The 18,195-nt window shown below is 71.1% G+C and carries 12 protein-coding genes; 6 read left to right on the top strand and 6 right to left on the bottom strand.

Translation table 11 applies throughout. From position 1 onward, the window contains the following. Positions 1 to 41 precede the first annotated feature (41 nt). From ACN9M0_RS06695 to ACN9M0_RS06680, 4 genes are all read left to right on the top strand, one after another. Positions 42 to 632: a DUF3090 domain-containing protein gene (locus tag ACN9M0_RS06695; protein ID WP_190160048.1), complete on the top strand. Its 591-nt coding sequence runs from the start codon at positions 42 to 44 to the stop codon at positions 630 to 632. Then, a complete protein-coding gene (locus ACN9M0_RS06690) occupies positions 596 to 1,432 on the top strand; it encodes an SCO1664 family protein (RefSeq protein ID WP_426405286.1) in 837 nt (278 codons plus the stop codon). Before ACN9M0_RS06695 ends, ACN9M0_RS06690 begins: the two co-directional genes overlap by 37 nt. Positions 1,433 to 1,596: 164 nt before the next feature. Continuing rightward, a complete protein-coding gene (gene mshC, locus ACN9M0_RS06685) occupies positions 1,597 to 2,826 on the top strand; it encodes a cysteine--1-D-myo-inosityl 2-amino-2-deoxy-alpha-D-glucopyranoside ligase (protein WP_399697727.1) in 1,230 nt (409 codons plus the stop codon). A 115-nt stretch (positions 2,827 to 2,941) separates the two neighbouring features. Next, a complete protein-coding gene (locus ACN9M0_RS06680; RefSeq protein WP_366042361.1) occupies positions 2,942 to 5,998 on the top strand; it encodes an NPCBM/NEW2 domain-containing protein in 3,057 nt (1,018 codons plus the stop codon). Positions 5,999 to 6,057: 59 nt separating this feature from the next. Here ACN9M0_RS06680 and ACN9M0_RS06675 read toward each other — a convergent pair whose 3' ends face one another. The 6 genes from ACN9M0_RS06675 to ACN9M0_RS06650 all read right to left on the bottom strand — a co-directional run bounded on the left by ACN9M0_RS06675 (position 6,058) and on the right by ACN9M0_RS06650 (position 13,495). Then, positions 6,058 to 7,230 (bottom strand): PAC2 family protein, encoded by a 1,173-nt coding sequence (locus ACN9M0_RS06675; RefSeq protein WP_399697724.1) that lies wholly within the window; start codon positions 7,228 to 7,230, stop codon positions 6,058 to 6,060. A gap of 142 nt (positions 7,231 to 7,372) precedes the next feature. Next, entirely contained in the window at positions 7,373 to 8,434 is a 1,062-nt protein-coding gene (locus tag ACN9M0_RS06670) for an LLM class flavin-dependent oxidoreductase (protein ID WP_426403280.1), read from the bottom strand. A 100-nt stretch (positions 8,435 to 8,534) separates the two neighbouring features. Continuing rightward, on the bottom strand, positions 8,535 to 10,139 hold the full coding sequence (locus ACN9M0_RS06665) for a glycerol-3-phosphate dehydrogenase/oxidase (RefSeq protein ID WP_366042358.1): 1,605 nt from the start codon (positions 10,137 to 10,139) through the stop codon (positions 8,535 to 8,537). A gap of 6 nt (positions 10,140 to 10,145) precedes the next feature. Then, positions 10,146 to 11,672 (bottom strand): glycerol kinase GlpK, encoded by a 1,527-nt coding sequence (gene glpK / locus ACN9M0_RS06660; RefSeq protein ID WP_366042357.1) that lies wholly within the window; start codon positions 11,670 to 11,672, stop codon positions 10,146 to 10,148. Positions 11,673 to 11,706: 34 nt separating this feature from the next. Continuing rightward, on the bottom strand, positions 11,707 to 12,465 hold the full coding sequence (locus ACN9M0_RS06655) for an MIP/aquaporin family protein (RefSeq protein ID WP_366042356.1): 759 nt from the start codon (positions 12,463 to 12,465) through the stop codon (positions 11,707 to 11,709). 265 nt (positions 12,466 to 12,730) lie between these two features. Beyond that, positions 12,731 to 13,495, bottom strand: coding sequence for an IclR family transcriptional regulator (locus tag ACN9M0_RS06650; protein WP_366042355.1), 765 nt, complete (start codon positions 13,493 to 13,495; stop codon positions 12,731 to 12,733). A gap of 244 nt (positions 13,496 to 13,739) precedes the next feature. Here ACN9M0_RS06650 and metH point away from each other — a divergent pair, with 244 nt between their 5' ends. Then, positions 13,740 to 17,252, top strand: coding sequence for a methionine synthase (gene metH, locus ACN9M0_RS06645; protein WP_426403279.1), 3,513 nt, complete (start codon positions 13,740 to 13,742; stop codon positions 17,250 to 17,252). 139 nt (positions 17,253 to 17,391) lie between these two features. Then, complete coding sequence (locus ACN9M0_RS06640; RefSeq protein ID WP_366041179.1) at positions 17,392 to 18,090, top strand: HAD family hydrolase; 699 nt, start codon at positions 17,392 to 17,394, stop codon at positions 18,088 to 18,090. Positions 18,091 to 18,195 lie beyond the last annotated feature (105 nt).

The following is an 18,195-nucleotide window of genomic DNA, read 5'->3' as shown; positions in this document are numbered from 1 at the left end:
CCGCTGTAGTACGACTGTCGAGACTCAAGGGAGCCGGGAACGTGTCCCGTCAGGTGTTCCTCTACGACCCACCGGAGCGTTTCGTGGCCGGCACGGTCGGGCTGCCTGGCCGCCGTACGTTCTTCCTCCAGGCGTCCGCCGGCGGCCGGGTCACCAGCGTCGCGCTGGAGAAGACCCAGGTCGCGGCGCTCGCCGAGCGCATAGACGAACTTCTCGACGAGGTCGTCCGCCGCACCGGGGGCAACGCGCCCGTGCCGGCCGTCGCGCCCGCCGAGATCGCGGACACCGCCCCCCTCGACGCGCCCGTCGAGGAGGAGTTCCGGGTCGGCACCATGGCCCTCGCCTGGGACGGCGAGGAGCAGCGCATGATCGTCGAGGCGCAGGCCCTCGTCGAGCTCGACGTGGACTCCGAGGAGGACCTCGCCGAGGCCGAGGAGCGGCTGCTCCAGGACGAGGAGAACGGCCCGCCGATGCTCCGGGTCCGGCTCAGCGGTGCCCAGGCCCGGGCCTTCGCCAAGCGGGCCCTGGACGTCGTCAACGCCGGCCGTCCGCCGTGCCCGCTGTGCAGCCTGCCGCTCGACCCCGAGGGGCATGTCTGCCCGCGCCAGAACGGATACCGCCGCGGCGCATGAGCAGCCCCGAGAGCCCGCGCGACACGGAGCTGCTCGCGCGCGGTGAGCTGACCGTGCGCGGCCGGGTCCGCGAGGCGTCCAACGCCGTGCTGTACTGCTCCGTCGCCCACGGGGGCCGGGAGGCGGCCTGCGTCTACAAGCCGGTCGCGGGGGAGCAGCCCCTGTGGGACTTCCCCGACGGCACCCTCGCCCAGCGCGAGGTCGCCGCGTACGAGATCTCCGAGGCGACCGGCTGGGGCCTGGTCCCGCCGACCGTGCTCCGCGACGGGCCGTACGGGGAGGGCATGGTCCAGCTGTGGATCGAGGCCGACCCCGGGGCGCGGCTCCTGGCCCTCACCGAGGACGAGGAGGCGGGCGAGGGCTGGAAGGCCGTGGGGCCCGCGCAGATCGACGAGGACCGCACCGCGCTCCTCGTCCACGCGGACACCCCCGAGCTGCGCAGGCTCGCCGTCCTGGACGCCGTCATCAACAACGGCGACCGCAAGGGCGGGCATCTCCTGCCGGCCCCCGGCGGGCGCCTGTACGGCATCGACCACGGGGTGACCTTCCACGTCGACGACAAGCTGCGCACCCTGCTGTGGGGCTGGGCGGGCGAGGAGCTGCCCGCCGAGGCGGCCGGCGTGCTCGACGCCCTCGGGCGGTCCCTGGCCCCGGGAGCGCCGCTCGCCACCCGACTGGCGGAACTCCTGACCGGCGCCGAGGTCGCGGCGGTACGCGCCCGCGTGGAGGCGCTGCGGGCCACCGGACGGCACCCGGAGCCCTCGGGGCAGTGGCCCGCGATCCCCTGGCCGCCCGTCTGAGGTCCCGATCACACCGGCGACCGCATGTTTTCGGCCACACCCCCGGGAGCGGGGCGCACCCCTGGGGGGTATGCACGCACGCTTCCGACCCGCAAGAGCGCCTAATCGGTCAAGATCCCGGATCCGGTTCGTATCCGGAACACCTGTCCGGTTACGCTCGGGTCATGCATGCCTGGCCCGCTTCTGAGGTCCCCGCCCTTCCCGGCAAGGGCCGCGACCTCCGGATCCACGACACCGCGACCGGTGGACGAGTGACCCTCGCCCCCGGCCCCGTCGCCCGTATCTACGTCTGCGGCATCACGCCGTACGACGCGACCCACATGGGTCACGCGGCGACCTACAACGCGTTCGACCTCGTTCAGCGCGTGTGGCTCGACACCAAGCGGCAGGTGCACTACGTCCAGAACGTGACGGACGTGGACGACCCGCTCCTGGAGCGCGCGATCCGCGACGGCATCGACTGGGTCGGCCTCGCCGAGCGCGAGACCGCCCTCTTCCGCGAGGACATGACCGCCCTGCGGATGCTGCCCCCGCAGCACTACATCGGCGCGGTCGAGGCCATACCGGGCATCGTCCCGCTCGTCGAGCGGCTCCGGGACTCCGGCGCCGCCTACGAACTCGACGGCGACGTCTACTTCTCCGTGGACGCCGACCCGCACTTCGGCCAGGTCTCGAACTACGACACCGAGCTGATGCGTCACCTCTCCGCCGAGCGCGGCGGCGACCCGGACCGCCCGGGCAAGAAGAACCCGCTCGACCCGATGCTCTGGATGGCCGCCCGCGAGGGCGAGCCGAGCTGGGACGGCGCCAGCCTCGGCCCCGGCCGCCCCGGCTGGCACATCGAGTGCGTCGCCATCGCCCTCGACCACCTCGGCATGGGCTTCGACGTCCAGGGCGGCGGATCCGACCTGATCTTCCCGCACCACGAGATGGGCGCCTCGCACGCCCAGACCCTCACCGGCGAGTTCCCCATGGCCAAGGCGTACGTCCACGCCGGCATGGTGGCCCTCGACGGCGAGAAGATGTCCAAGTCGCGCGGCAACCTGGTCTTCGTCTCCAAGCTGCGCCGGGACGGCGTCGACCCGGCCGCCATCCGGCTCGCGCTCCTCTCGCACCGCTACCGCGACGACTGGGAGTGGACCGACCAGGTCCTCCAGGACGCCGTGGAGCGGCTCGACCGCTGGCGCGCCGCCGTCTCGCGCCCCGACGGCCCGTCCGCCGACGCGCTCGTCGAGGAGCTCCGCGAGGCCCTCTCCGACGACCTGGACACCCCCACCGCGCTCGCCGCGGTCGACCGCTGGGCCGCGCTCCAGACGGCCGAGGGCGGCACGGACGAGTCCGCCCCCGGTCTCGTCTCGCGCGCCGTCGACGCGCTGATGGGTGTCGCCCTGTAACAGGCGCCGAGGATCAACTTCCGTTTGTGCAACCGCCCTTGGACTTCTCGACGAAGTCCGGGGGCGGTTCCTTTTTGTCCTGTCGCAATGCTCGAATCTGCGCTAAATAGGCCCCATGCAATCATCAATGCGCATGAGAGCTGCAGTCGCCGGAGCACTGCTCGGCCTGGTCACCGCCTTCGCGGGACCCGGCGGCAGCGCCACCGCCGAACCGTCCGACACCACCGTCGGCGAGGTCACCGGCTTCGCCGCGGACGGAGCCGTCTACCGGCTGACCGCCGGACACACGGAGGCCCGCGTCTCCTTCGTCTCGGCCGACACCTTCCGCATCGAACTCGCCCCCGACGGGAAGTTCACCGACCCCACCGGCACCGACATCACGCTGCCCCAGGGCCCGCCCCCGGCCACCCACTGGCGCGACCTCGGCGACCGGTACGAACTCGCCACCGCCAAGGTGACCCTGCGCGCCACCAAGTCCCCGCTGCGCTTCTCGGCCGTACGCGCCGACGGCACCCCGCTCTGGACCGAGACCCAGGGCCTCACCTGGAACCAGGACCGCACCGTCCAGACCCTCGCCCGCGGCGCCGACGAGCAGTTCTACGGCGCCGGCATGCAGAACGGCCGCGGCAACACCTCCCACCGCGGCAAGACCGTCGAGGTCGGCGTCGACTACAACTGGAACGACGGCGGCCACCCCAACTCCGTCCCCTTCTACGTCTCCTCCGCCGGCTACGGCGTCTACCGCAACACCTACGCCCCCAACACGTACGCCTTCACCGAACCCGTCACCACCAGCGCGAAGGAACAGCGCTTCGACGCCTACTACTTCGCCGGTGACGGCCGCGACGCCCTCAAGGACGTCATCGGCCAGTACACCCGGCTCACCGGCAAGCCCTTCATGCCGCCCGTGTACGGCCTGGAGATCGGCGACTCCGACTGCTACCTGCACAACGCCAACCGGGGTGAGCGCCACACCCTCGACGCCCTGAAGGTCGCCGACGGCTACGTCCAGAACGACATGCCCAACGGCTGGATGCTCGTCAACGACGGCTACGGCTGCGGCTACGAGAACCTCGCCGAGACCACCGCCGGCCTCGGCGAGCGGAACATGAAGCTCGGCCTGTGGACCGAGGACGGCATCGACAAGCTCGCCGACCAGGTGAAGGCCGGCCAGCGGGTCGCCAAGCTCGACGTCGCCTGGGTCGGCGAGGGCTACAAGTTCGCCCTCGACGGCTGCAAGGACGCCCACGCCGGCATCGAGGCCAACAGCGACGCCCGCGGCTTCACCTGGGCCCCCGAGAGCTGGTCCGGAGCCCAGCGCTGCGGCGTCCAGTGGTCCGGCGACCAGTCCGGCACCTGGGACTACATCCGCTGGCAGATCCCCACCTACGCGGGCGCGTCCATGTCCGGACTCGCCTACACCACCGGTGACGTCGACGGCATCTTCGGCGGCAGCGCCAAGACGTACACCCGCGACCTCCAGTGGAAGTCCTTCCTGCCCGTCGCCATGACCATGGACGGCTGGGCCGCCAACGACAAGCAGCCCTTCCGGTACGGCGAGCCGTACACGAGCATCAACCGCGCCTCGCTCAAGCTCCACGAGGCCCTGCTCCCGTACATCTACAGCCACGCCCACCGGGCGACGACGACCGGCGTCGGCCTCGCCCGGCCGCTCGCCCTGGAGTACCCGGACGACCCGAAGGCGGCGACCGACGCCGCGAAGTACGAGTTCCTCAGCGGCGAGGACTTCCTCGTCGCCCCCGTCTACCAGGACGCCGTCGAACGCGACGGCATCTACCTCCCCGAGGGCACCTGGATCGACTACTGGAACGGCCGCACCTACCAGGGCCCGGTCACCGTCGACGACTACAGCGCCCCGCTCGACACCCTGCCCCTCTTCGTACGGGCCGGGGCGGCCGTCCCCATGTGGCCCGGCTCCATCCGCTCCTACCAGGACCGCGCCCCCGGCGACCCGATCGCCTGGGACGTCTACCCGAAGGGCAGCTCCTCCTTCGAGCTGTACGAGGACGACGGCGTCACCCGCGAGCACCGCACCGGGAAGTACGCCACCCAGCGCGCCGAGGTCCGCGCCCCGGAGACCGGCCCCGGCGACGTCACCGTCCGCGTCGGCGCCTCGACGGGCACGTACACCGGCAAGCCGGCCGCCCGTCCGTACTCCTTCACCGTCCACACGGGCGACGCCCCCGGCACGGTGAAGCTCGACGGGGCCAAGCTGCCCGCCCTCACCTCCCGCGCCGCCTTCGACGCGGCGGCCCAGGGCTGGTGGTACGACCGCGACGAGCGCGGGGGAGTGGTCCGGATCAAGACCTCCGCCCTGTCCACCGACCGCGGCTTCGAACTGCGCCTGACCGACACCAGCGCGGTCGGCGGGGCCGTCCCCGGCGCCTCCGCGACCCTCGCCGCCGCCACCGGGCAGGAGCTCGGCGCCGGAACCCCCGGCACCGTCGCCGTGGACGTCACCGCGGGCACCCGGGACGCCACCGACGTACGGGTCTCCCTCGACGCCCCCGCCGGCTGGCAGGTCACCCCGGCCGCCCCGATCGCCCGCGTCCCGGCCGGCACCACCCGCCGGGTCGAGGTCGCGGTCATCCCGGCGGCGGACGCGAAGCCCGGCGAGGCCACCCTCACGGCGACCGCCCGATACCGTGCCGCGGGCACCGACCGCACGGCCGTCCAGCGGTTCGCGGTCGGGGTGATGCCCCCGGCGCCGACGGCCGACGCCTGGGCGAGCGACCTCGTGTGGCTGCGGGCGACCAACGGCTGGGGACCGCCCGAACGCGACCGCTCCAACGGCGAGTCCGGCGCCGCCGACGGCCGCACGATCACCCTCGCCGGACAGACCTACGAGAAGGGCATCGGCGCCCACGCCGACTCCGACATCGAGGTCTACCTCGGCGGCCGCTGCACCACCTTCACCGCCGACGTCGGCATCGACGACGAGATCAACGGCTACGGGGACGTGGCCTTCTCCGTCGAGGCCGACGGCCGGGTCCTGTGGACCTCGCCCCGGCTGACCGGAGCCTCCGCGACCCTGCCCGTGAACGTCGACGTGACCGGCGCCCGGCACGTCCGGCTGAAGATCACGGACACCAACGGGTCGAAGAGCGGCGACCACGGCGACTGGGCGGCGGCCCGGTTCGGCTGCGCCTGACGCACGAACGGGAGGGGCGCCCTCGGGCACCCCTCCCGTTCGTCAGCTCCTCGGAACGACTACTTCCCGTCCGCGCCGTCCGTACCGTCCGCGTCCGGCGCATCGCCGTCGGACGTCCCGGATTCGGCGGAGGCCTCGGGCCCCTCAGACGCGTCGGCGGATCCCTCCGCGCCGCGCACCTCCTCGGAGCCGCCGGCCGCCTCCTCGGAGCCGCCGCGCGCCTCCTCGGCGCCCTCGGCCGCTTCGTCCGGATCCTCGGTGGCATCCGTCCCCGGGACCGACTCCGGCCCGCGCTGCTCCGGCTTGGGAGGGCGCGTCCGGCCGCTCCCCGAATCCCTCAGGAAGTCGCCGCCGTCGGTCGTGAGGCCCGGACCGGAGCCCGGCCCCGTCCCCGGCTCGCGCCGCCGCAGATACCGCTCGAACTCCCGGGCGATCGCCTCGCCCGAGGCCTCCGGCAGCTCCGCCGTGTCCCGCGCCTCCTCCAGGGTCTGCACGTACTCGGCGACCTCGCTGTCCTCGGCGGCCAGCTGGTCCACGCCCAGCTGCCAGGCCCGCGCGTCCTCCGGCAGTTCGCCCAGCGGGATGCGCAGCCCGATCAGGTCCTCCAGACGGTTGAGGAGCGCCAGCGTCGCCTTGGGGTTCGGCGGCTGCGACACGTAGTGCGGCACCGCCGCCCACAGGCTCACCGCCGGCACGCCCGCGTGCGTGCACGCCTCCTGGAGGATGCCCACGATGCCCGTCGGGCCCTCGTAGCGGGTCTCCTCCAGGTCCATCGTCCGCGCCAGGTCCGGATCGGAGGTCACCCCGCTGACCGGGACCGGCCGGGTGTGCGGGGTGTCACCGAGCAGCGCGCCCAGGATCACCACCATCTCCACGCCCAGCTCGTGCGCGAAGGCCAGCAGCTCGTTGCAGAAGGAGCGCCAGCGCATCGAGGGCTCGATCCCGCGCACCAGCACCAGGTCGCGCGGCTTGTCGCCGCCGACCCGGACCACGGAGAGCCGGGTCGTCGGCCAGGTGATCTTCCGGACGCCGTTGTCCAGGAAGACGGTGGGCCGGTTGACCTGGAAGTCGTAGTAGTCCTCGGCGTCGAGTGCCGCGAACACCTCGCCCTTCCATTCCCGGTCCAGGTGGGCGACCGCGGTGGAGGCGGCGTCGCCGGCGTCGTTCCAGCCCTCGAACGCGGCCACCATGACCGGGTCGATCAGCTCGGGTACCCCCTCGAGCTCGATCACCCAGCGCCTCCTTATTCGAAGTTCCTGTCGTACGGCCCCACCTTACGGCTTTCCGGCGGGCCGCCCGCAGTCCCCGGACGTCCCCGAAAACCCTTGCGGCCTTGATCGACTACCCAGGAACTCGCCTCCGCACACGGCGGTGTCACTCCTCCCACAGAGTGCTCGGAGCCTCCCTCCGCACCACCGGCGCGATCTCCTCGGCGAAGCGCTGGAGCGTCTCCTGCTGCTCCGCCGTCGACTGCCCGAAGGTGTCGACCGTGACGGACTGCAGGTCGTGTCCGTAGTGCGCGTGGTAGCCGAGGATCTTGTCGATGATCTGCTGCGGCGAGCCGATCAGCTGGGGGCCGTCCGCGATCGCGTCCTCGATCGTGCGGAACGGGGTGTTGTACCCGGCCTTCCCCTCCAGGTGCGGCTTGAAGCTCTGCCGCACCTTCGCCTCGTACAGCTCCTTGTACCGGCCGACCGCCTGCTCGGGGGTGTCGGCGATGAGCAGCCCGCCGGAACCGGCCGCCACGCGCGCGTGGGCCGGATCGTGCCCGTACTCCTCGAACTTCTCGCGGTAGTGGGCGATGAGTCGCGCGTACGCCTCGCGCGGCTGGATGGCGTTGGCGGTGAAGAGCGGATCGCCGTGCTTCGCCGCGAGCTCGGGGGAGTTGAGGCTCGTGGCCGAGCCGTGCCAGATCCGGGGCGGACCCGCGTACGGACGCGGGACCGTCGTCACGTTCTTCAGCGGGGGCCGGAACTCGCCCTCCCAGTCGACGCCCTCCTCCGTCCAGAGGCGGCGGAGCAGCTCGTACTTCTCCTTCTGGAGGTCCCACTGCCGATCCTCGTCCAGGCCGAAGAGGTCGAAGTGGCCGGCCTCCGCGCCCTTGCCGACCACGAGTTCGAGGCGGCCGCGGGAGAGCTGGTCGAGGGTCGCGTAGTCCTCGGCGACCCGGACGGGATCGAGGATCGCGACCACGGTGACACCGGTGAGCAGCTTGATCCGGCTGGTGCGGGCGGCAAGTGCGGCGAGCAGCACGGTGGGGGACGAGGAGAGGAACGCGCCCGCGTGCCGCTCGCCCACCGCGTACGCGTCGAAGCCGAGCCGTTCCGCGGTCTCGCCGAGCGTGACGACCTGCTCCAACCGGTCGGCGGCGGAGAGCAGTTCGCCGGTGAGCGGGTGCGGGGAGTGGTGGACGATCGAGAGCACCTGAAACTTCATGGCCCCACTCTGCGCGCCGAGTGTTGCGGACGTGTGGACGGCGCATGGCACGCGTCAGGGGCGGCCCCTCGATGAGGAACCGCCCCTGCGCTCACGGGAGTTACTTGCGCAGCATCGACTCGACCCCGGCGCGGATCTCGTCCGTCGCGAGACCGCGGATGGTCAGCGTCGTACGGCGGCGGAGCACGTCGTCCGCCGTCTCGGCCCACTCGTGGTCGCGGGCGTAGGCGACCTGCGCCCAGATCTCCGGCGCGTCCGGGTGGATCCGGCGGGCCAGCTCGGGGTTCTCGTTCGCCATCCGGGCGATGTCGAAGGAGAGCGAGCCGTAGTGCGTGGCCAGGTGCCTGGCGGTGTCGGCGGCCATCCGGGGGCCGGGCGCCGGACCGTCGACGAGCAGCCGGTGGGCGACCGCGTTGGGGTTGGCTATGCCGGGCAGCGGCAGCCGCTTCGGCAGCGTGGACACCGGCTCGTAGTCCTCGCCGAGCGGGTGGCCGGGCAGCTGCTCCAGCTTCTTCATCACCGTGCGGCCGATGTGGCGGAAGGTCGTCCACTTGCCGCCGGCGACTGACAGCATGCCGCCGCGGCCCTCGGTGACGACCGTCTCGCGCTTGGCCTTGGAGGTGTCGCCGGGACCGCCCGGGAGCACCCGCAGGCCGGCGAAGGAGTACGTGATGAGGTCACGCGAGAGCTGCTGGTCGCGGATGGAGAAGGCGGCCTCGTCCAGGATCTGGGAGGTGTCCTTCTCGGTGACCTCGACCTTGCCGGGGTCGCCCTCGTACTCCTCGTCGGTGGTGCCGAGGAGCAGCATGTCCTCCCAGGGGAGGGCGAAGGTGATGCGGTACTTGTCGATCGGGGTGGCCAGGGCGGCCTTCCACGGCGAGGTCCGCTTGAGGACCAGGTGCGCGCCCTTGGAGAGGCGGATGGAGGGGGCCGCGTTCGGGTCCTCCATCTTGCGCAGGTGGTCGACCCACGGGCCGGTCGCGTTCAGCACGAGGCGGGCGCTGACACCGAACTCGTCGCCGGTGGTGCGGTCCTTCAGCTCCGCGCCGGTGACCCGGCCGCGGGTGAAGCGCAGACCGGTGACCTCGGCGTGGTTGAGGACGGTGGCGCCGGCGTCGACGGCCGCGCGGACCGTCATCAGGGCCATCCGGGCGTCGTTCATCTGGTCGTCGCCGTAGACGGCGACGGCCTTCAGGTTGTCGGTGCGCAGCTCCGGCACGTCCTGGGCGGCCTTGGCGGGGGAGAGCAGGTGCCCGACGCCGTCGCCGAACGCCGAGAGGGCGCTGTAGGCGAAGACACCGGCACCGAGCTTGGCCGCGCCGTGCGGGCCGCCCTTGTAGACGGGCAGGTAGAAGGTGAGCGGGTTGGCGAGGTGCGGTGCGACCTGGCGGGAGACCGCACGCCGCTCGAAGTGGTTCTCCGCGACCAGCTTCACCGCACCGGTCTGCAGGTAGCGCAGACCGCCGTGGAGCAGCTTGGAGGAGGCGGAGGAGGTGGCGCCGGCGAAGTCGCCGGCGTCCACCAGGGCCACCCGCAGGCCCGACTGCGCGGCGTGCCAGGCGGTGGAGATGCCCAGGATGCCGCCGCCGATCACCAGGAGGTCGTACGTCGCCTTGGAAAGCTGTTCCCGGGTCTCGGCGCGGCTCGGCAGGGAGCCGGCAGCCGGGTGCGTCCCGAGGGCAGGGACGCTCTGCAGGGTGGTCATGTCGATCTACTCCTCGTCCTCGATCCAGCCCATGGTCCGCTCGACGGCCTTGAGCCAGCTCTTGTACTCGCGGTCACGCTTGTCGGCGTCCATGCGAGGGGTCCATTCCGCCGCCCGGCGCCAGTTGGCGCGCAGCGCGTCGGTGTCCGGCCAGAAGCCGACGGCCAGACCGGCGGCGTAGGCGGCGCCGAGGCAGGTGGTCTCGGCGACCATCGGACGCACGACGGGGGCGTCCAGGAAGTCCGAGAGGGTCTGCATCAGCAGGTTGTTGGAGGTCATGCCGCCGTCGACCTTGAGCGCGGTCAGCTCGACGCCGGAGTCCTTCGTCATGGCGTCGGTGATCTCGCGGGTCTGCCAGGCCGTGGCCTCCAGGACGGCGCGGGCGATGTGCGCCTTGGTGACGTACCGGGTGAGGCCGGCGATCACACCGCGCGCGTCGGAGCGCCAGTAGGGGGCGAACAGGCCGGAGAAGGCCGGCACGAAGTAGGCGCCGCCGTTGTCCTCGACCGAGGACGCGAGGGTCTCGATCTCGGCGGCGGACTTGATCAGGCCCATCTGGTCGCGCATCCACTGCACCAGCGAACCGGTGACGGCGATCGAGCCCTCCAGGGCGTAGACCGGCTGCGCGTCGCCGATCTGGTAGCCGACCGTGGTCAGCAGGCCGCTGTAGGAGTTGATGATCTTGTCGCCGGTGTTCATCAGCATGAAGGTGCCGGTGCCGTACGTGGACTTGGCCTCGCCCTCGGCGAAACACGTCTGGCCGAACAGGGCGGCCTGCTGGTCGCCGAGCGCGGAGGCGACCGGGACGCCGTCGAGGATGCCGCCCTTGACCGTGCCGTACACCTCGGCGGAGGAACGGATCTCCGGCAGCACGGCGGCCGGGATCTCCATGGACTGCAGGATCTTCTCGTCCCAGCCCATGGTGTGGAGGTTCATCAGCATGGTGCGGGAGGCGTTGGTGACGTCGGTGACGTGGTGGCCGCCGTCGACGCCGCCCGTGAGGTTCCAGATGACCCAGGAGTCCATGGTGCCGAAGAGGATGTCGCCCCGCTCGGCGCGCTCGCGCAGGCCCTCGACGTTGTCGAGGAGCCAGCGGACCTTCGGGCCGGAGAAGTAGCTCGCGAGGGGCAGGCCGGTCTCGCGGCGGAAGCGGTCCTGGCCGACGTTGCGGCCGAGCTCCTTGCAGAGGGTGTCGGTGCGGGTGTCCTGCCAGACGAGGGCGTTGTGGACGGGCTCACCGGTGTTCTTGTCCCAGAGCAGCGTCGTCTCGCGCTGGTTGGTGATGCCGATGGCCTTGACGTCGGCGGCGGTGATGTTGCCCTTCTCCAGGGCGCCGGCGACGACCTCCTGGACGTTGGTCCAGATCTCGGCGGCGTCGTGCTCGACCCAGCCCGGCTTCGGGAAGATCTGCTCGTGCTCCTTCTGGTCGACCGAGACGATCCGGCCGTCCTTGTCGAAGACGATGCAGCGCGAGGAGGTGGTGCCCTGGTCGATGGCCGCGATGAACGGGCCGGCGGTGTGTGCGTCGGTCACGGTGTGCTCCAAGGGGGTCTGGAAGAAGGACGGCTCAGGCGAACGCGATGTTGTAGATACCCGCGGCGAGGGCGCCACCGATCAGCGGACCGGCGACCGGGATCCAGGCGTAGCTCCAGTCGGAGCCGCCCTTGTTCGGCAGCGGGAGCAGGGCGTGCACGATGCGCGGGCCGAGGTCACGGGCCGGGTTGATGGCGTAACCGGTCGGGCCGCCGAGCGAGAGGCCGATGGAGACCACGACGAACGCGGTGATCAGGGCGCCGATGACGCCGAGACCCTTGCCGCTGTCGTTGAGGCCCTGGGTGAGCACGGCCAGGACCAGCACGACGGTGCCGATGATCTCGGTGGCCAGGTTCTGCCAGGTGTTACGGATCTCGGGACCCGTGGAGAAGATGCCGAGCACCGGGCCGGGGCCCTCGATCGGCTTCTCTCCGACGGTCTCCGGGTCCGCGAGGTGCGCCTGGAACTGGCCGTAGTAGGCCACCCAGACCAGCGCCGCGCCGATCATCGCGCCGAGCATCTGGCCGGCGATGTAGACCGGGACGTTGCTCCAGTCCCCGTCCTTGATCGCGATTCCGACCGTGACGGCGGGGTTCAGATGGGCGCCCGAGAGGGAAGCCGTCATGTAGACGGCCGTCATGACGGCGAAGCCCCACCCGAAGGTGATCGCGAGCCAGCCCGCGTTGCGGGCCTTGGAGCTCTTGAGCGTGACGGCGGCGCACACACCGCCGCCGAGCAGAATGAGTACGGCGGTACCGATGGTCTCGCCGAGGAAGATGTCGGAGCTGGACACCCGCGACTCCTTTGTCCTTCGTCCAGGGGAAGGCGAACCCCGGGTCCCTCCGGTGGTCCGCGCCCTCGTGTGAGGGCGTTGCCGGCCCTTGGCACTGTCACACCCTAGCGTGTATTGCCGTTAGGTGTTCGACAATGCCGACCGATGAACGGAAGTTTTGCCCCCGGGTTAACAGCACGTCAAGGGTCTGGGAAGCGAAAAACCCGCCGATAACGCGATCGTTACCGGCGGGTTCGCTGCTGTCGGGGCAGCGTGCGGGGGAGCGTCAGAAGCGGCCGGCCCCCAGATCCCGGGAGACCGCGCGGGCGCAGTCCCGGACCGCCGCCACCAGCTCCGGGCGCAGCTCCCCGCCCGGACAGACCCGCTCCACGGCGCCCGTCACCGCCACCGCGCCCACCGGCATCCGCCGCCGGTCGTGGATCGGCGCCGCCACCGACGCCACGCCTTCCCAGGTCTCCTCCACGTCCGCCGCCCAGCCCCGGGCCCGCGTCATGTCGAGCAGCGACTCGAAGTCGACCAGCTCCGTGGTCGTGCGGGGAGTGAACGCCTCCCGCTCGACCTCCAGCACCTCGCTGTGCGCCACCGGGTCGTACGCCGACAGGACCTTGCCCAGCGCCGTGGAGTGCAGCGGCTGCATGGCCCCCACCTCCAGGACCTGGCGGCTGTCGTCCGGCCGGAAGACGTGGTGCACGATCAGCACGCCCCGCTGGTGCAGCACCCCCAGGTGCACGCTCTCACCGCTGGACCGCGCCAGGTCGTCCGTCCACACCAGGGCGCGCGCCCGCAGCTCGTGCACATCCAGATAGCTGTTCCCGAGCCGCAGCAGCTCCGCGCCCAGCTGGTAGCGGCCCGAGGCCGCTTCCTGCTCCACGAAGCCCTCCGCCTGGAGGGTCCGCAGGATGCCGTGGGCCGTCCCCTTGGCGAGCCCGAGCGAGGACGCGATGTCGGACAGACCGAGCCGGCGCTCGCCGCCCGCGAGCAGTCGCAGCATGGCCGCCGCTCTTTCAAGCGACTGGATGTTCTTCGCCATCGCCCGGCCCCTCACCCTTCTCACACTGTTCGACAATGCTGAACACTATCGGTCGATGCCGACCTTGCGTCACACCACACAGTGTCGGCCAAGGAGGGGCAGGACCGGGAGTCCCCGCACACAGGATGCCGTCCGGCCCGTGGGACGCCGTGTCCACCCCGGCCCCCACGCGGTTACGCTGGCCCCGTGCACCCTCCCCCGAGGGTGCAAAGCCGACAGCCGTCGCATCCCAGGGAGCTCATCCATGGCCTCGTTGCCGACCCCTTCCGCTGACAGCCGGAACCGCGCCGCCGCCCTCCGCGAGGCACTCGCCAGCCGAGTCGTCGTCGCCGACGGAGCCATGGGCACCATGCTGCAGGCCCAGGACCCCACCCTCGAGGACTTCCAGAACCTCGAAGGATGCAACGAGATCCTGAACGTCACACGGCCCGACATCGTCCGTTCGGTGCACGAGGCGTACTTCGAGGTCGGCGTCGACTGCGTCGAGACCAACACGTTCGGCTCCAACCACTCCGCCGCCGGTGAGTACGAGATCGCGGACCGCATCTTCGAGCTCTCCGAGGCGGGCGCCCGGATCGCCCGCGAGGTCGCCGACGAGTTCGGCGCCAAGGACGGCCGCCAGCGCTGGGTCCTCGGCTCGATCGGCCCCGGCACCAAGCTGCCCTCGCTCGGCCACATCGCGTACGACGTGCTGCGCGACGGTTACCAGCAGAACGCCGAGGGCCTGCTGGCCGGCGGCGCCGACGCCCTGATCGTCGAGACGACCCAGGACCTGCTGCAGACCAAGTCCAGCCTCATCGGCGCGCGCCGCGCGATGGACGCCCTGGGCGTGGACGTGCCGCTGATCTGTTCGCTCGCCTTCGAGACCACCGGCGTCATGCTGCTCGGCTCCGAGATCGGCGCGGCCCTGACCGCCCTGGAGCCCCTCGGCATCGACCTGATCGGCCTGAACTGCTCGACCGGCCCGGCCGAGATGAGCGAGCACCTGCGCTACCTCGCCCGCCACTCGCGCACGCCCCTCATGTGCATGCCCAACGCCGGCCTGCCCGTGCTCACCAAGGACGGCGCGTACTTCCCGCTCACGGCGTCCGAGATGGCCGACGCGCAGGAGAACTTCGTCCGCGACTACGGCCTGTCCCTGGTCGGAGGCTGCTGCGGCTCCACGCCCGAGCACCTGCGTCAGGTCGTCGAGCGGGTCCGGGGCCTCACGCCCCCCGAGCGCTCCCCGCGCCCCGAGGCGGGTGCCGCGTCGCTCTATCAGACGGTGCCGTTCCGGCAGGACACCGCGTACATGGCGATCGGTGAGCGGACCAACGCCAACGGTTCGAAGAAGTTCCGTGAGGCGATGCTGGAGGCTCGTTGGGACGACTGTGTGGAGATGGCGCGGGACCAGATCCGTGAGGGCGCGCACATGCTCGATCTGTGCGTGGACTACGTGGGCCGTGACGGTGTCGCCGACATGCGGGAGCTCGCCGGCCGCTTCGCCACCGCGTCCACCCTGCCGATCGTTCTGGACTCCACCGAGGTGGACGTCCTGCGGGCGGGTCTGGAGAAGCTGGGCGGTCGTGCGGTCATCAACTCGGTCAACTACGAGGACGGCGACGGGCCCGAGTCCCGCTTCGCGAAGGTGACCCGTCTGGCTCAGGAGCACGGTGCGGCGCTGATCGCTCTGACCATCGACGAGGAGGGTCAGGCCCGGACCGCCGAGCACAAGGTCGCGATCGCCGAGCGGCTCATCGAGGACCTCACGGGCAACTGGGGGATCCATGAGTCGGACATCCTCATCGACACCCTGACCTTCACGATCTGCACGGGTCAGGAGGAGTCGCGGAAGGACGGCATCGCGACGATCGAGGCGATCCGCGAGCTGAAGCGCCGCCGGCCGGAGGTGCAGACCACGCTGGGTCTGTCCAACATCTCCTTCGGCCTCAATCCGGCCGCCCGGATCCTCCTGAACTCGGTCTTCCTCGACGAGTGTGTGAAGGCGGGCCTGGACTCGGCGATCGTCCACGCCTCGAAGATCCTGCCCATCGCGCGCTTCGACGAGGAGCAGGTCACCACCGCCCTCGACCTGATCTACGACCGCCGCGCCGAGGGCTATGACCCGCTGCAGAAGCTGATGGCCCTCTTCGAGGGCGCCACCACCAAGTCGATGAAGGCCGGCAAGACCGAGGAGCTCCTCGCCCTGCCGCTCGACGAGCGGCTCAAGCGGCGGATCGTCGACGGCGAGAAGAACGGCCTGGAGGCCGACCTCGACGAGGCGCTGGAGACCCGGCCGGCCCTCGACATCGTCAACGAGACCCTCCTCGACGGCATGAAGACGGTGGGTGAGCTGTTCGGCTCCGGCCAGATGCAGCTGCCGTTCGTGCTCCAGTCCGCCGAGGTCATGAAGACGGCCGTCGCCCACCTCGAACCGCACATGGAGAAGTCGGACGCCGAGGGCAAGGGCACGATCGTCCTCGCCACCGTCCGCGGTGACGTCCATGACATCGGCAAGAACCTCGTCGACATCATCCTCTCCAACAACGGCTACAACGTCGTCAACATCGGCATCAAGCAGCCGGTCTCCGCGATCCTGGAAGCCGCCGAGGAGCACAACGCCGACGTCATCGGCATGTCCGGCCTCCTCGTGAAGTCGACCGTGATCATGAAGGAGAACCTGGAGGAGCTGAACGGCCGGGGCCTCGCCGCGAAGTTCCCCGTGATCCTCGGCGGCGCCGCCCTGACCAGGGCATACGTCGAACAGGACCTCCACGAGATCTACCAGGGCGAGGTCCGCTACGCCCGCGACGCCTTCGAGGGCCTGCGCCTGATGGACGCCCTCATCGGCGTCAAGCGCGGCGTCCCCGGAGCCGTACTGCCGGAGCTCAAGCAGCGCCGGGTCGCCAAGACCACGGGCGCCGCCCTCCAGGTCGCCGAGCCGGAGCCCGGCGGCCGCTCCGACACGGCCACCGACAACCCGGTGCCGACCCCGCCCTTCTGGGGCACCCGGGTCGTCAAGGGCATCCCGCTGAAGGACTACGCGTCCTGGCTCGACGAGGACGCCCTCTTCAAGGGCCAGTGGGGCCTCAAGCAGAACCGGGTCGGCGACGGACCGGCGTACGAGGAGCTCGTCGAGACCGAGGGCCGGCCCCGGCTGCGCGGCTGGCTGGAGCGCCTCCACACCGAGAACCTCCTGGAGGCGGCCGTCGTGCACGGCTACTTCCCCTGCGTCTCCAAGGGCGACGACCTGATCATCCTGGACGACGCGGGCAACGAGCGGACCCGGTTCTCCTTCCCGCGCCAGCGCCGCGGCCGCCGCCTCTGCCTCGCGGACTTCTTCCGCCCGGAGGAGTCCGGCGAGACCGACGTCGTCGGCCTGCAGGTCGTCACCGTCGGCTCGAAGATCGGCGAGGCCACGGCCAAGCTCTTCGAGTCCGACTCCTACCGCGACTACCTGGAGCTGCACGGCCTCTCCGTCCAGCTGGCCGAGGCCCTCGCCGAGTACTGGCACGCCCGCGTCCGCGCCGAGCTCGGCTTCGGCGGGGAGGACCCCGAGAACGTCGAGGACATGTTCGCGCTCAAGTACCGCGGCGCCCGCTTCTCGCTGGGCTACGGCGCCTGCCCCGACCTGGAGGACCGCGCGAAGATCGCGGACCTGCTGGAGCCGGAGCGGATCGGCGTCCACCTCTCCGAGGAGTTCCAGCTCCACCCGGAGCAGTCCACCGACGCCATCGTCATCCACCACCCCGAGGCGAAGTACTTCAACGCACGGTGACCGGACTCTGACGGCGCGGGGTAAATCCGCGCGTTTCCGGTGATCGCGACGTACACTTGTCGGTCCAGTGCAGGCCGGTCTTCCTCCCCGTACCGGGGAGGGAGGCCGGCCTTCTCGTCCCTCCATGGAGGTGTGCCGGATGACCAGTACGGTCCCCGCGTCCCTGTTCCGTACGAACGGCAGCTCCGCCCTGCAGGCGGTCTTCCTCGACATGGACGGGACCCTCGTCGACACGGAGGGGTTCTGGTGGGACGCGGAGGTCGAGGCCTTCGCCGACCTCGGGCACCGGCTGGACGAGGCCTGGCGGGACATCGTCGTCGGCGGCCCGATGAGCCGCAGCGCGGGCTACCTCATCGAGTCCACCGGCGCCGACATCACCCTCGAAGAGCTGACCGTCCTGCTCAACGAGAAGTTCGAGCAGCGCATCGCGCGGGGCGTCCCCCTCATGCCGGGCGCCGAGCGGCTCCTCGCCGAACTGGCCCGGCACTCCATCCCCACGGCCCTGGTCTCCGCCTCGCACCGGCAGATCATCGACCGGGTCCTCGCCTCGCTCGGCCGCGACCGGTTCACCCTCACCGTCGCCGGCGACGAGGTCGTCCGCACGAAGCCGCACCCCGAGCCGTACCTGACGGCCGCCCGGGGCGTCGGGGCCGACCCCGCGCTCTGCGCCGTCATCGAGGACACGGCGACCGGCGTGGCGGCCGCCGAGGCGGCGGGCTGCCGGGTCGTCGCGGTGCCCTCCGTCGCCCCGATCGCGCCGTCCCCGGGCCGGGTCGTCGTGCGCTCCCTCGAAGAGGTCGACGTTCCCTTCCTCCGGACCCTGATCACGCGAATTTGAGCTTTGTCTGAGGAAAGCGATCCGGATAAAGCGATCGGGCCATTCGCCGAAAAGCCTCTACGTGACCTTGGTCACCCAGAGTGCTGGACGGCGGGTGGCCCGTTC

The organism is Streptomyces sp. R-07, from assembly GCF_049913175.1.
Classification (GTDB): domain Bacteria; phylum Actinomycetota; class Actinomycetes; order Streptomycetales; family Streptomycetaceae; genus Streptomyces.
The sequence above is the reverse complement of the archived record's forward strand: the minus strand, read 5'-3'. Positions and strand labels throughout refer to the sequence as shown.

Excerpts from the sequence above, each read along its gene's own strand:
- mshC (WP_399697727.1), top strand. The coding sequence starts at position 1,597 with ATGCATGCCTGGCCCGCTTCTGAGGTCCCCGCCCTTCCCGGCAAGGGC.
- ACN9M0_RS06680 (WP_366042361.1), top strand. The coding sequence starts at position 2,942 with ATGCAATCATCAATGCGCATGAGAGCTGCAGTCGCCGGAGCACTGCTC.
- ACN9M0_RS06670 (WP_426403280.1), bottom strand. The coding sequence starts at position 8,434 with ATGAAGTTTCAGGTGCTCTCGATCGTCCACCACTCCCCGCACCCGCTC.
- ACN9M0_RS06665 (WP_366042358.1), bottom strand. The coding sequence starts at position 10,139 with ATGACCACCCTGCAGAGCGTCCCTGCCCTCGGGACGCACCCGGCTGCC.
- ACN9M0_RS06650 (WP_366042355.1), bottom strand. The coding sequence starts at position 13,495 with ATGGCGAAGAACATCCAGTCGCTTGAAAGAGCGGCGGCCATGCTGCGA.
- metH (WP_426403279.1), top strand. The coding sequence starts at position 13,740 with ATGGCCTCGTTGCCGACCCCTTCCGCTGACAGCCGGAACCGCGCCGCC.
- ACN9M0_RS06640 (WP_366041179.1), top strand. The coding sequence starts at position 17,392 with ATGACCAGTACGGTCCCCGCGTCCCTGTTCCGTACGAACGGCAGCTCC.